The 12801-nt window shown below is 59.1% G+C and carries 13 protein-coding genes; 8 read left to right on the forward strand and 5 right to left on the reverse strand.

The genetic code is table 11. From position 1 onward, the window contains the following. Positions 1-123 precede the first annotated feature (123 nt). The 3 genes from CLR77_RS08820 to mtnC are packed head-to-tail and all read left to right on the forward strand — an operon-like array spanning position 124 to position 1999. On the forward strand, positions 124-750 hold the full coding sequence (locus tag CLR77_RS08820; RefSeq protein WP_097460251.1) for a methylthioribulose 1-phosphate dehydratase: 627 nt from the start codon (positions 124-126) through the stop codon (positions 748-750). Further along, positions 750-1307, forward strand: a complete 558-nt coding sequence (locus CLR77_RS08825; RefSeq protein ID WP_097460252.1) for a 1,2-dihydroxy-3-keto-5-methylthiopentene dioxygenase — start codon at positions 750-752, stop codon at positions 1305-1307. The genes CLR77_RS08820 and CLR77_RS08825 overlap by 1 nt, the downstream gene beginning before the upstream one ends. Next, a complete protein-coding gene (gene mtnC / locus CLR77_RS08830; RefSeq protein ID WP_097460253.1) occupies positions 1304-1999 on the forward strand; it encodes an acireductone synthase in 696 nt (231 codons plus the stop codon). Before CLR77_RS08825 ends, mtnC begins: the two co-directional genes overlap by 4 nt. A 55-nt stretch (positions 2000-2054) precedes the next feature. Here mtnC and CLR77_RS08835 read toward each other — a convergent pair whose 3' ends face one another. Continuing rightward, positions 2055-2762: a glutathione S-transferase family protein gene (locus CLR77_RS08835; protein ID WP_097460254.1), complete on the reverse strand. Its 708-nt coding sequence runs from the start codon at positions 2760-2762 to the stop codon at positions 2055-2057. Between the two features lie 135 nt (positions 2763-2897). Between CLR77_RS08835 and CLR77_RS08840 the strand changes: the two genes are divergently transcribed. After that, on the forward strand, positions 2898-3482 hold the full coding sequence (locus tag CLR77_RS08840) for a TetR/AcrR family transcriptional regulator (RefSeq protein ID WP_097460255.1): 585 nt from the start codon (positions 2898-2900) through the stop codon (positions 3480-3482). Positions 3483-3502: 20 nt separating this feature from the next. Beyond that, positions 3503-4210: a glutathione binding-like protein gene (locus CLR77_RS08845; protein WP_097460256.1), complete on the forward strand. Its 708-nt coding sequence runs from the start codon at positions 3503-3505 to the stop codon at positions 4208-4210. Between the two features lie 55 nt (positions 4211-4265). Here the strand turns inward: CLR77_RS08845 and CLR77_RS08850 are convergent, their stop codons facing one another. Genes CLR77_RS08850 through arsC form a run of 4 tightly spaced genes read right to left on the reverse strand, consistent with a single transcriptional unit; the run spans position 4266 to position 7406 of the window. Continuing rightward, positions 4266-6044 carry a GspE/PulE family protein gene (locus CLR77_RS08850; RefSeq protein ID WP_097460257.1) on the reverse strand — a complete coding sequence of 593 codons (1779 nt, stop codon included), beginning with the start codon at positions 6042-6044 and terminating at the stop codon, positions 4266-4268. Positions 6045-6084: 40 nt separating this feature from the next. Then, complete coding sequence (locus CLR77_RS08855; RefSeq protein WP_097460258.1) at positions 6085-6435, reverse strand: DUF2069 domain-containing protein; 351 nt, start codon at positions 6433-6435, stop codon at positions 6085-6087. After that, complete coding sequence (gene wrbA / locus CLR77_RS08860) at positions 6435-7043, reverse strand: NAD(P)H:quinone oxidoreductase (RefSeq protein ID WP_097460259.1); 609 nt, start codon at positions 7041-7043, stop codon at positions 6435-6437. Before wrbA ends, CLR77_RS08855 begins: the two co-directional genes overlap by 1 nt. A 9-nt stretch (positions 7044-7052) precedes the next feature. After that, a complete protein-coding gene (gene arsC / locus CLR77_RS08865) occupies positions 7053-7406 on the reverse strand; it encodes an arsenate reductase (glutaredoxin) (RefSeq protein ID WP_097460260.1) in 354 nt (117 codons plus the stop codon). Between the two features lie 102 nt (positions 7407-7508). On the opposite strand from arsC, the gene CLR77_RS08870 reads away from it, so the two are divergent. The 3 genes from CLR77_RS08870 to dnaE all read left to right on the forward strand — a co-directional run bounded on the left by CLR77_RS08870 (position 7509) and on the right by dnaE (position 12619). Further along, on the forward strand, positions 7509-7970 hold the full coding sequence (locus CLR77_RS08870) for a TlpA family protein disulfide reductase (protein WP_227519858.1): 462 nt from the start codon (positions 7509-7511) through the stop codon (positions 7968-7970). Positions 7971-8042: 72 nt separating this feature from the next. Beyond that, positions 8043-8960: a sensor domain-containing diguanylate cyclase gene (locus CLR77_RS08875; protein ID WP_097460261.1), complete on the forward strand. Its 918-nt coding sequence runs from the start codon at positions 8043-8045 to the stop codon at positions 8958-8960. A 176-nt stretch (positions 8961-9136) separates the two neighbouring features. Then, positions 9137-12619, forward strand: coding sequence for a DNA polymerase III subunit alpha (gene dnaE, locus CLR77_RS08880; protein WP_097460262.1), 3483 nt, complete (start codon positions 9137-9139; stop codon positions 12617-12619). The last annotated feature ends 182 nt before the right edge of the window (positions 12620-12801 follow it).

Below are 12801 nucleotides of genomic sequence, written 5' to 3' on the forward strand. Positions count from 1 at the left end.
GGGTATCATTCTCCGTTTGTCGCCCTGTTTCAAAGTCCGCATAATGCGTAGTCGTGTCGTTTATCGTCAGGATGTAATGGCGCCGTAGAATCGTTTGTTTGATGACATCAGTGAGGATGCCGCGTGTTCGATGTGACCCGTTATGCCGCTGCTGCCCAGAGCATTATCGAGGCAGGCCGCTTTCTTTATGCCCGAGGCTGGTCGCCGGCCACCAGCAGCAACTATTCGGCGCGGGTGGATGCGGCCCATATTGCGATTACCGTGTCCGGCAAACACAAGGGCGAGCTGGGCGCGGGTGACGTGATGGTCGTCGACCTGTCTGGTGAACCGGTGCAGAGCGATTGCCGTTCTTCGGCGGAAACGTTGTTGCATACCGTCCTTTACGATCTGTTTCCCCATGTCGACGCGGTGCTGCATACGCACTCCGTCAATGCCACCGTTATCAGCCGCGTCTTGGCCGGGCAGGACCGGTTGGTGTTGCAGGATTACGAGCTGCAGAAGGCGTTCAACGGTGTGACCACCCATGAAGGGGCGCTGGTTATCCCGATTTTCGAGAATACCCAGGATATTGCAGCGCTGGCGGAAGCGACACGCGCCCATTTCCAGGATCACCCGGAGCAGCCCGCTTACCTGATCCGGGGGCATGGTCTTTACACCTGGGGCCGCAGCATGGCGGAATGCCTGCGCCATGTGGAAGCCCTGGAGTTTTTGTTGAATTGCGAGCTTGAAACGATGAGGTTGGGAAGCTAATGACAACGCTGAGTATCTTTGCAGAGAACAGTGCGGAGCCGGTTCTGGTCACCCGCGATGGCGATGAAATTGCCCGTCTGCTGGGTGAAAAACAGATTCGTTTCGAACGCTGGCCGACCCGTGATCTGTCGTCCGGTGCGACCAACGAGCAGATTCTTGAAGCCTATGCAGATGAGGTGGCGCGTCTTAAGTCTGAGCGCGGTTTCCAGACCGCCGATGTCGTCAGCCTTACCGCGTCGCATCCCCAGAAGGAGGAATTCCGCAAGAAATTCCTCGACGAGCATACGCACAGCGAGGACGAAGTCCGTTTCTTCGTGCGCGGTCAGGGCATCTTCTATCTGCACCTGGAGGATAAGGTCTATGCCGTCATGTGTGAGAAAAACGATCTGATCAGCGTTCCCGACGGCACCCGTCACTGGTTCGATATGGGCCCTGAGCCGGAATTTACCTGTATCCGGCTGTTCACCAATCCGGAAGGTTGGGTGGCCCAGTTCACCGGTGACGATATCGCCAGTCAGCTGCCGCGTTATGAAGGTCTGGCGCAGGACGCCGCATGATTCGGGTTATCGTGACCGATATCGAGGGGACGACCAGTTCGATCTCCTTTGTTCATGAAGTGTTGTTTCCCTATGCCGCTGAACACATGGCGGCATTTGTGCGAGAGCATGCCGGGGAAGCGGCAGTGAAGTCTGCGCTGGAAGCGGTATCCGCGGAGGCGGGTCTGGGGCCGGACGATCTCGACGGTCAGATCGATACCCTGCTGGGCTGGATCGCGGAGGACCGCAAGGCGACCCCGCTAAAGGCGTTGCAGGGGATGATCTGGGCGGAAGGCTATCGCAGCGGCGCCTATCAGGGCCATGTCTATGACGATGCGGCGGAGCACTTGCGCCGCTGGCATGATCGAGGCCTTCGCCTTTACGTCTATTCTTCCGGTTCGGAGCAGGCTCAGAGGCTGCTGTTCGGGTATAGCCTCGATGGCGACCTGACCCCCCTGTTTAGCGGTTACTTCGATACACGGATCGGCGGTAAGAAAGAGACGGCATCCTACCAGGCGATCGTCGATGCGTTGGGTATGGCGCCCGGTGAAATCCTGTTTCTCTCCGATATCGAGGCCGAGCTGATCGCGGCCGAATCTGCGGGCCTGCATACCTGCTGGTTGGTGCGGGACGGTGAGCTGCCTGAAACCTCAAGGGCGGTGGCGCGCGATTTTGCCGACGTCGAACGCTATTTGCAGACCGCGTCACGCTGATTTTCCACAAGGCCGGTCATTCGGGTACTCCGGATGACCGGCTGTCTTTCCTGAGCTACCCGCGGTTTTCGTCTTGCGGGTAATTGGAAGGAAACAGCGCGCGTCTCGCCGCTTCGTCCATCTCCTTCTTGAACGTATGCTCCTGACCGAGCGCACGGGCTCGCGCTGCGGCAGGACGACTGTCGATCCGGTTGAACCAGCGCTGAATGTGGGCGTAGGGACCGAGAGGGTCTTCCGAGCCGGGCATGACGCGAGCGGCCCGATCGACCCAGCCCCAGGCGGACATGTCGGCAATACTGTAGTCGTCACCGACGATGTAGTCGCGGTCGGCGAGATGCTGGTTCAGTACGTCGTAATGTCGCTCTGCTTCCCGTCGATACCGGTTGATGGCATACGGCAGCTTTTCCGGCGCAGCCCACTGGAAGTGTACGGCCTGACCGGAAAAGGGACCCAGTCCCGAGCCAATGAAAAAGAGCCACGACAGCAGTTCGCCACGCTGCTCCGGCGTACCGGCAAAACGGCCTGTCTTGTCGGCAAGATAAAGCAGTATGGCGCTGGAATCGAAAACGCGTACGGGTGTTGCGGCGCTGCTGTCGACAATGGCCGGTACCTTGCCGTTGGGATTGATGGTGCGAAATTCCGGGGTGTGTTGCTCGCCTTTGCTGGTGTCGACCGGGACTGCCTCGTAGTCGAGTCCGGACTCTTCCAGAAAGAGCGCAACCTTTGCAGGGTTCGGGGTAGGGTGGAAGTAGAAGTGGATCATCCAGGCTTGCTCCTCTCGGTTGACCGGTGTCATCGATTACGGGAATCGCTGATTTGAGTTTTAGATCGAGCGATCTAAAATAAACATAAATTTCCCGCTGAACAAGTTGCAACCATTGAACGAGGATTTGTGCGCATGGCGCGTCCACGGGGATTTGACGAGACAGCCGTACTCGAGAAAGCGGTCCAATGTTTTTGGTCGCGTGGCTACGAAGCCGTGTCAGTGCGGGATCTGGCGGCGGAAATGGGTATCAAGGGGGCCAGTCTTTATAACGCCTTCGGCGACAAGCGCAGCTTGTACCGGCGGGCACTCGACCACTATGTGGCACAGACCGTGGGAGATCGCCTTCAGCGTCTTGCGGGAGTTCCGCCGCGGGAAGCGCTCGAACGTTTTTATGCTGAAATCATCGAGCGCTCCTTGAATGATGCGGAGCGTAAAGGCTGCCTGTTAGTGAACTCCGCTCTGGAGGTCGCACCCCATGATGACGAGTTTCGCGAGGTGGTAGCCGGTGTCCTGAAGGATATCGAGGCGTTCTTTCTGCGCTGTGTGACTGCAGGGCAGGCGGACGGCTCGATAACCACGCGTCAGCCGGCAGCGGACCTGGCTCGGTTGCTACTGGGTGTCTTGATGGGTATTCGGGTCCTGGCGCGAACGCGTCCGGATAGAGAGTTGTTGGAGGGTATTGTAAAACCGGTGTTTTTCCTGCTGGACAACCTGTAACCGCGGAGGAAGGATTTGTCATGATCGATCTTTATTATTGGCCCACACCAAACGGCCATAAGGTCACGCTGTTCCTGGAAGAGGCGGGGCTCGACTACGATATCCACCCGGTGGATATCAGTGCCGGCGACCAGTTCAAACCCGCGTTCCTGGTGTTCTCGCCCAATAATCGCATGCCCGCGATCATTGATCGCGACCCGGCGGACGGGGGTGAGCCGATTACCGTCTTCGAATCCGGCGCCATACTGCTTTATCTTGCGGAGAAAACCGGGCAATTCCTGCCGTCGGATCTGCGTGGCCGCAAGACCGTGAACGAATGGCTGTTCTGGCAGGTCGGTGGTCTGGGCCCCATGGCTGGGCAGAATCACCATTTCGGTGTCTATGCACCGGAGAAAATCCCTTACGCCATTGAGCGCTACGTGAAGGAAACCAACCGTCTTTACGGTGTGTTGGATCGTCGCCTTGCCGAGGCTGAGTTTATCGCCGGCGATGACTATACGATTGCGGATATGGCGGCCTACCCATGGATCGTGCCCTGGGAGCGTCAGCAGCAGAATCTGGATGAGTTCCCGCACTTGAGACGCTGGTTCGACAGTATTGCCCAGCGGCCCGGCACGGTTAGTGCGTACGCCAAGGCTGAGCCCTACTCGAATCGGCCGACAGTGACGGAAGAGGGCAAGAAGCTCCTGTTCGGACAGACGGCTTCGTCAATCCAGGGGCAGACATGATCGGTGGGGAGCGGTACAGGCGCTCCTGTAGGCGTACCTCTTCCCGGCGTTTCGGTTAGCGCTCGCTTTCAGGCGTGACGCGGAGAACCTCTTCCAGTGTTGTGAGTCCGGCTCCGACTTTTTGAGCGCCGTTCAGGCGTAACGAACGCATCCCGTCCTTGTAGGCATCCCGCCGCAGGGTATCAAGCTCTGTCTGATCGGTGATTTGTGCCCGCAGACGGGGTGTCAGGGTCAGAATCTCATAGATACCGACGCGGCCCAGGTAGCCGGTGTTGCGGCATTCGAGACAACCGACCGGTGCAAAACCCGTTTCCGGCACGTTGGCCTTCCAGGGGCGGGTCAGGTTGTCCCAGGCACCCTTGTCGATCGGGGCCGGAGCCTTACAGTGCGGGCATAATGTGCGGGCCAGGCGCTGTGCCATGACGCCGTTGACGGTTGCCCGGATCAGGTAGGGCGGGACTCCCAGCTCCATGAGGCGGGTAATGGCGCTGGGCGCGTCGTTGGTATGCAGCGTCGATAGCACCAGGTGGCCGGTCAGGGCTGCCTGGATGGCCATTTCGGCGGTTTCCAGGTCGCGGATCTCACCGATCATGATAATGTCCGGATCCTGCCGCAGGAGTGCCCGGATGCCCGATGCGAAGGTCAGGTCGATGCCCGCCTGGACCTGCATCTGATTGAACGAAGGTTCCACCATCTCGATCGGGTCTTCGATCGTGCAGATGTTCACTTCGGGTGTCGCCATCTGTTTCAGGCTGGAATAGAGCGTTGTCGTTTTGCCCGATCCGGTCGGCCCGGTGACCAACACGATGCCGTGCGGCTGTTGGGTCATATCCTGCCAGTGCTTTTGTTCGTCCCTTGAGAAACCCAGTTGCTCGAAAGACTTAACCACAACCTCCGGGTCGAAGATCCGCATGACCAGCTTTTCGCCAAAGGCGGTCGGCAGGGTCGATAACCGCAGTTCGACTTCGCTGTTGTCCGGCTTACGGGTCTTGATCCGGCCATCCTGGGGTTTGCGCTTTTCCGCGATGTTCAAGCGACCGAGAATCTTCAGGCGGCTGGTCACTGCGAGCCCCACCTGACCTGGAAATTCGTAGACATTGTGGAGCACGCCATCGATCCGGAAGCGGACCTGGGTGATATCCCGGCGGGGTTCGATATGGATATCGCTGGCCCGCTGTTCGTAGGCGTATTGCAGCAGCCAATCGACGATGTTGACGACATGCTGGTCGTTGGCATCCGGATTGGCACTGTCGCTGCCGAGGTCCAGCAGTTGTTCGAAGTTCTGCGTCTGGCCACCGCTGCTGCCGCCACCGGCTTTACTGACGGAATTTGCCAGGCGGTAGAACTCCACCGTATAGCGGCGAATGTCCTGAGGGTTGGTGACGACCCGGCGTATGTTGCGCCGCAATACGTGCCGCAGGTTGTCTTCCCAATCGCGCTTGAAGGGCTCCGTGCTGGCAATCCAGGCCTCATCCTCGTGGATTTCCACGGCGAGGATGCCGTGGCGCTGGGCAAAGGCGTAAGACATGGCACGGGCGATGGCTGGCGCGTCGATCTTCAGGGGGTCGATGTGATAGTAGGACTGTCCCGACCAGTCGGCGAGCCAGTGGGTCAGCGTTTCCAGGTCGAGCGTGCGGCCTGTGCGCTGACTGGTGACCTGGGACTGCGCGACCAGTTCAAGGGGATGCCGCTTCTGCGCATCCTGACCGATGTGGGCATGCAGGATCTTTTCGGCGTCGTCCTGACTCAGCTCGCCCTGTTCGACCAGTGCACTGCAGAGGTCACGTAGGCTCAGGATGTAGTGGGCGGGTCTCAGTTCGGTAGCAACAGCCATGACGATTCCGGTGTGGGGGACAGTTGGCGTCGTATTTCCATTATTGGCGGTTGAGGCGAATGTGGCAAAGCGAAAGCACAAACAGAAGCGCACTCATCGCCGCCACCATCGAATCCCGCCAGTGACCATGGTGTACCCAGGCGCTCATGAATCCCGCCAGAAAGTAAAAGAGCAGGACGAAACTCATCCAGATCAGCGTCCGGTTCTGTCCGCGCCAGACACCGGGAAGGAAGATCAACAGGGGAATGAGCTTGACGGCCAGCAGCGATCCGGCGGATGCCCCGGCGACCGGCGCAGGCCAAAAGGTCGTCAATACCAGCCAGGCCAAAAGCAGGGCATAAACCAGCACTGTCAGCACACGGGTCACACGGGCCTTTGCCGTATGCAACATCAGGCGGACTCCCTTTGGCGCAGGGCGATCCCGGCGATTCGCTGACCTAATCGTTGACAGAGTCGGCGTTCGTCGTCGGACAGAGACCGGTCATGGTCGGAGCCGGCCCAGTGGCTGGCGCCGTAAGGCGTTCCACCGGCTTCGGTTCGGCCCAACTCCTCGTACGTATAAGGCAGGCCGAGTATCAGCATGCCGTGGTGCATCAACGGCAGCGTCATGCTCAGGAGGGTCGACTCCTGGCCGCCGTGCAGGCTTCCCGTCGAGGTGAATACGCAGGCCGGTTTGTCCACGAGGGCGCCGGACAGCCAAAGATCGCCGGTGTTATCGAGAAAGTACTTCAACGGCGCGGCCATGTTGCCGAAGCGCGTCGGGCTGCCCAGCGCCAGTCCGGCACAGTGGCGCAGGTCGTCCGCCGTGCAATAAACGGCACCTTCGGCAGGAATCGCGGGTGTGACGGCTTCGCATTCGGCGGAGACGGGCGGCACGGTACGGACCCGTGCCTCGATACCCCCGGCACGTTCCACGCCGCGGGCAATCTGCAGGGCCATCTCCGCGGTATGACCGCCGCGGCTGTAATACAGCACTAGAATATATGGCTGATCTGCCACGGCAATTCCTTAGAGTAAGGTCAGGACGGATTCGGGCGGGCGTCCCAGGACGGCCTTGTCACCGCGAACGACGATCGGCCTCTCGATCAGTTTGGGATGTGCGACCATGGCTTCGATCAGTTGATCTTCGCTCAGCGCAGTGTCGTTCAGGCCAAGTTCGCGGTATTCGTCTTCCTTGGTGCGCATGAGCTCACGGGCTGACAGGCCAAGCTTGGCGAGCAGGTCACGCAGTTGCAAGGCGTCCGGCGGGGTCTCCAGGTAACGGACCACGTCGGGCTCGATACCTTTCTCTTCCAGGAGTGCCAGGGTTTGTCGGGATTTGGAGCAGCGCGGATTATGGAAAATCGTAATCTGATCTGTCATGGTTCTGAGAATTTCCTTCCAGCCACAGAAAGCATGGGTGAGCCGTTGCCCGTGGCAGCGGCATCGAGTTCGTGGGGCATCAGTCTAGCAGGAGGTTATCGCTTGAAGCACCCCGAAAAATGGGTTGGGTTTCTGCTATTGGCTTTTTTCCTGAGCGGTTGCAGCCGCTCGGTCTCGTTGACGGATGCGGATGGCCGAACCATCGACTGGCAAAGCCTGCGGGGACAGTGGGTGGTGGTCAATTATTGGGCCCAGTGGTGTGGGCCCTGCCACCGGGAAGTGCCTGAGTTGAATCGACTTGACGAAGATCCGCAGGTCACTGTGCTCGGTGTGAACTACGATAATAAGCAAGGCGCTGCGTTGAAGAGAGCGATCGAGGATATGGGCATCCACTACCGGGTTTTGGCAGTCAATCCCGGAGAACAGCTGGGATGGAAGATCCCCCTTTCCCTCCCGGCGACCTACCTGATCGATCCGCAGGGCAAACTGGAAGAAGCCCGGTTTGGGGTTCAGACCCGGCAGGGATTGCTGAAGCGTATCCGTCAGCATGCGTCAATCGAATGATAACGATAAAGCTCCTGACCCGAGTTTCAGCGGGTATCCCCGGAGCCTGGTTGGAATGTTTGGAAAACATCTATGAGTCAGAACGGCAGCAAACAGGCGCTAAAAGCGTTGGCACCGCATTGGTTGGAGCAGATGCGGGATGGGCTGATGGTCGTCGATGCACAATGGCAGGTGGTTTTTATCAATGGGGCAATGCGCACGCTCAGTGGTAACCGTCTAAACCGGGGAGACAGGCTGTCAGAGGTGGACGGCTTCGAATACAGTCAGTTGCTATGGGCGAAATGGCGCGACGAGGTCGCGTCTTCGGACCAACCGCTCTGTGTTGCCTGGCGTCAGGCCGGGGAGGTGATTCGACGCCTTTTCTCACCGTCCTCTGCGGTATTTGTCGAGTTTACCCTGTATGCGCTGCCCTATGAGGGTGAGCAGGCGTTGGGCGTTCAGGTGACCGACGTCAGTGAGCGCCTGGGGCAGACGATCCGTGAGCGGGAGGCTCGCCTGGAACTGTTGCAGCACAAGCGGATCGATAGTGAGTCTGCGATGGACAACAGGACCTTCTGGGAGACCCGGTTTGCGACGGAGTTTCGCCGCAGTGTCCGTTACGACGAGCCTCTTAGCCTTCTCCTGATCGACGTCGGCGCAACGCCGATGCCTGAGGAAGCAGAGTCCACGGTGATGCGTGAAGTGGCGACGGTGGTGCGTCAGGCACTGCGTGAATCGGATATCGCCGGTCGCTTTGATCGCAGCCTGCTGGCAGTGGTGCTTCCGCACACGGATTCGGAAGGGGCTGCCGACGTTGCGCAACGACTGTGTGAGCGTGTCGGCCATTTGCTGATAGAATGGCGCGACGGTTCGATTCACGGGCGTACGGCGATCGGTGTCATTCAGCGTCGTGGCAACGCAGGCACTTACACGGAAATGCTGCAACGTGCCGACGACGCGCTGTACGAGGCGCGCAACGGTGCACCTAACAGCTATGTCGTTATTGAATAGTATGTTGTTATTGAATCGTTAACGAGCTGTTGCCGAACAGTCGTCGAGTGATGCCGTGATCGGGCAAGAGTCCCGTTGGCGAACCGCTATCTTCAGGGCCTGTTTCCGGCCGATATCCTGTTTCATTCAAGGCGCTTCGATCGAGGCGCCTCTCGAAAGGTTAGTGATCCGATCCCATGTCACAGACGTTTGTCCATCTCCGTGTTCACTCCGAGTATTCCCTGGTCGACGGGATCGTCCGTATCAAGCCCCTGATTGGCCGTGTGGCCGAGTTTGGTATGCCGGCGGTGGCGCTTACCGAGCAGTCGAACATGTGTTCGCTGGTCAAATTCTATAAGGCGGCGCTGGGCTCCGGCGTCAAACCGGTCATCGGTGCCGATGTCTGGGTGGAAAACCCGGACGAACCGGAAACGCCTTTTCGTCTCACGTTGCTGGCCCGCAACCTGACCGGCTACCGGAACCTGACGGAGCTGATATCACTGGGCTTCACCGAAGGCCAGCATTTGGGCCGCCCGATACTCCAAAAGACCTGGATCGAGGGCCGCAGCGAAGGGTTGATCGCCCTGTGTGGCGCCCGTATGGGTGAGGTGGGCCGAGCATTGCTGAGCGGCAAGCCGGAGCTGGCTGAGCAGCGCGCGTCTTACTGGATGAGTCTGTTTCCGGATGCGTTCTACATCGAGCTGCAACGCACCGGCCGGGTCAACGACGAAGAGTGCCTGCATCTTAGTGTCGAATTGGCGGCGCGCCTTGGCTGCCCGGTGGTGGCGACAAACGATGTCCACTTCATCAACCGGGACGACTTCGACGCCCATGAGGCACGGGTCTGCATCGGTGAAAGCCGGGCCCTGGACGATCCCCGGCGCGAGCGTCGTTTCAGCGAAGAGCAGTACCTCAAGTCGCCGGAGGAAATGATCGAGCTGTTCCGGGACATTCCGGAAGCTATCGAGAATACCGTGGAAATCGCGCGACGCTGCAGCGTCAAGGTGCGTATGGGCGAGTACTTCCTGCCCAATTACCCGGTTCCCGAAGGCATGACCATGGACGACTATTTCCGTCATGTCTCCGAAGAGGGCTTGGAAAAGCGGCTGAAAACCATTCTGGACCCCGAAGACCCGAACTACGCAGAGAAACGGCAGGCCTACTTCGACCGGCTCAAGTTCGAGCTGGACATCATTATCCAGATGGGGTTCCCCGGCTACTTCCTCATCGTGATGGACTTTATCAAGTGGGCCAAGAACAACGGCGTACCGGTCGGCCCGGGCCGGGGTTCCGGTGCCGGCTCGCTGGTGGCCTATTCCCAGGAAATCACTGACCTCGATCCGCTGGGCTACGATCTCCTGTTCGAACGATTCCTCAACCCGGAACGGGTCTCCATGCCCGACTTCGACGTCGACTTCTGTATGGAAGGCCGCGACCGGGTCATTGCCTATGTGGCGGAGAAGTACGGCCGTGAGGCCGTTTCGCAGATCATCACTTTCGGTACCATGGCTGCCAAGGCTGTGGTTCGCGATGTGGCGCGGGTGCAGGGCAAGTCCTACGGCCTGGCTGACAAACTGTCCAAGCTGATCCCGTTCGAAGTGGGCATGACCCTGAAAAAGGCCGTCGAGCAGGAAGAGGCGCTGCGGGAATTCCTGGCGGTGGATGAAGAAGCCCAGGAAATCTGGGAGATGGCCCTCAAGCTCGAAGGTGTGGCGCGGAATGCCGGCAAACACGCCGGGGGCGTCGTAATCGCACCGACCAAGCTGACCGATTTCGCGCCGCTCTATTGTGACGAGGAAGGCGAGGGGTTGGTCACCCAGTTCGATAAGAACGACGTCGAGGACGTCGGGCTGGTTAAGTTCGACTTCCTGGGATTGCGGACCCTGACGATCATCAACTGGGCGCTTGAGATGGTCAACAGTCGCCGCGCGGAAACCGGTGACGCACCGCTCGATATCAGCGCTATTCCCCTGGACGACGCGCCATCGTTCGACATGCTCAAGCGCGCCGAGACCACCGCGGTATTCCAGCTCGAATCCCGTGGTATGAAGGACCTGATCCGTCGTTTGCAGCCGGACTGCCTGGAGGACATGATCGCCCTGGTGGCCCTGTTCCGTCCGGGCCCCCTGCAATCGGGCATGGTGGACGATTTTATCGACCGGAAGCACGGCAAGGCCCCTATTTCCTATCCGCACCCTGACTTCCAGTACCCCGGGCTGAAACCGGTCCTCGAGCCGACCTATGGGGTCATCCTGTACCAGGAACAGGTCATGCAGATCGCCCAGGTTATGGCCGGCTATACGCTCGGCGGTGCAGACTTGTTGCGCCGGGCCATGGGTAAGAAGAAGCCGGAGGAGATGGCCAAGCAGAAGGCTTTCTTTATCGAGGGCTGTGAGAAGAACAACATCGATCGCAAGCTGGCGGAAAACATTTTCGACCTGGTGGAGAAGTTCGCCGGCTACGGCTTCAACAAATCGCACTCCGCGGCTTACGCACTGGTGTCCTATCAGACGCTCTGGCTCAAGGCGCATTATCCGGCGGAGTTCATGGCCGCGGTTCTGACCGCGGATATGCAGAACACCGACAAGGTGGTGACGCTGATCGAGGATTGTCGCCAGCAGAATCTCGATCTGGTGCTGCCCGACGTCAATATGTCCGAATATACCTTTACCGTGAACCGGGAAGGCCAGATTGTCTACGGTCTCGGCGCCATCAAGGGATTGGGGGAGGGGCCGGTGCACAGCCTTGTGGAGGCGCGCAAGGCGGGCGGACCCTTTACCGATCTTTTCGACTTCTGTAATCGCGTGGACCTTCGCAAGGTCAATAAGCGCGCCATCGAGGCGCTGATTCGTGGTGGCGCGCTGGACAAGTTGGGGCCTCGCCGATCCTGGCTGATGGCCAGCATCGAAAAGGCGGTGCATCAGGCTGACCAGAACTCCCGCAACGAAAATGCCGGCATCATCGATATGTTCGGCGATGTTGTCGAAACCACTGAAAACGGCGATCCCTATGCCGACGTGTCCCATCTGCGGGAATGGAGCGAGAGGGAGCGTCTTCAGGGGGAAAAGGATACGCTCGGGCTCTACCTGACGGGGCATCCCTTCGACGAATACGAGAAGGAAGTCCGTAAGTTTGCGTCCAATGCCATCGCCAACCTGAAGCCAGGCAAGGGATCGCAGCGGGTCGTTGGTCTGGTGGTTGCGATTCGGGTGCTGAAGAACAAGCGCGGCCAGACGATGGCGATTGCCACCCTGGATGATCGTAGCGCGCGGATCGAAGTGACGCTGTTCAGTGAAGCTTATATGGAGAGTCGCGAGGTTCTGCGCAAGGATGCCGTTGTAGTGATAGAAGGTGAGGTGAGCCACGACGATTACTCCGGCTCTCTCAAGGTGCGCGCCAATGCCGTGTATGCGGTGGCCGAGGCCCGTCAGCGCTTCAGTCGGGGGTTGCGGGTCTCGGTGGATGCGAGCCAGTTCGGTAACGGATTCCTGGGCGAGCTGGTTGAAGTGCTCAAGCCGTATCGTGCGGAGGCCTGTCCGGTCAGCGTCGAATACCGTTGCGACAAGGCCAGGACCCTGATCCAGTTGGGTAGCGATTGGCGGGTGCAGCCTGAGGATGACCTTTTGACAGGCTTGCGTCACTTGCTGGGCGACGAGCGGGTGACGCTGGTGTATGACTAGCGTGATGGAGCTAGATGAGTGTTTTGGTATTAAATGGCTGAGAATTTGGACTGAAAATCAGCGAAAACTAGGTTAATGTGCTGTTTTGGCGCTTTGTGACGCGCCGATCGGGATCGTACGATGTTACAGTTCGCCTTCTTGCGACTATTGTCCGCTTTTGCCGGATCAGCAAGGCTGATACA

It is taken from the genome of Mangrovitalea sediminis, from assembly GCF_002514725.1.
In the GTDB taxonomy this organism is placed as follows: domain Bacteria; phylum Pseudomonadota; class Gammaproteobacteria; order Pseudomonadales; family Oleiphilaceae; genus Mangrovitalea; species Mangrovitalea sediminis.

Excerpts from the sequence above, each read along its gene's own strand:
- CLR77_RS08825 (WP_097460252.1), top strand. The coding sequence starts at position 750 with ATGACAACGCTGAGTATCTTTGCAGAGAACAGTGCGGAGCCGGTTCTG.
- mtnC (WP_097460253.1), top strand. The coding sequence starts at position 1,304 with ATGATTCGGGTTATCGTGACCGATATCGAGGGGACGACCAGTTCGATC.
- CLR77_RS08835 (WP_097460254.1), bottom strand. The coding sequence starts at position 2,762 with ATGATCCACTTCTACTTCCACCCTACCCCGAACCCTGCAAAGGTTGCG.
- CLR77_RS08840 (WP_097460255.1), top strand. The coding sequence starts at position 2,898 with ATGGCGCGTCCACGGGGATTTGACGAGACAGCCGTACTCGAGAAAGCG.
- CLR77_RS08845 (WP_097460256.1), top strand. The coding sequence starts at position 3,503 with ATGATCGATCTTTATTATTGGCCCACACCAAACGGCCATAAGGTCACG.
- CLR77_RS08850 (WP_097460257.1), bottom strand. The coding sequence starts at position 6,044 with ATGGCTGTTGCTACCGAACTGAGACCCGCCCACTACATCCTGAGCCTA.
- CLR77_RS08855 (WP_097460258.1), bottom strand. The coding sequence starts at position 6,435 with ATGTTGCATACGGCAAAGGCCCGTGTGACCCGTGTGCTGACAGTGCTG.
- arsC (WP_097460260.1), bottom strand. The coding sequence starts at position 7,406 with ATGACAGATCAGATTACGATTTTCCATAATCCGCGCTGCTCCAAATCC.
- CLR77_RS08875 (WP_097460261.1), top strand. The coding sequence starts at position 8,043 with ATGAGTCAGAACGGCAGCAAACAGGCGCTAAAAGCGTTGGCACCGCAT.
- dnaE (WP_097460262.1), top strand. The coding sequence starts at position 9,137 with ATGTCACAGACGTTTGTCCATCTCCGTGTTCACTCCGAGTATTCCCTG.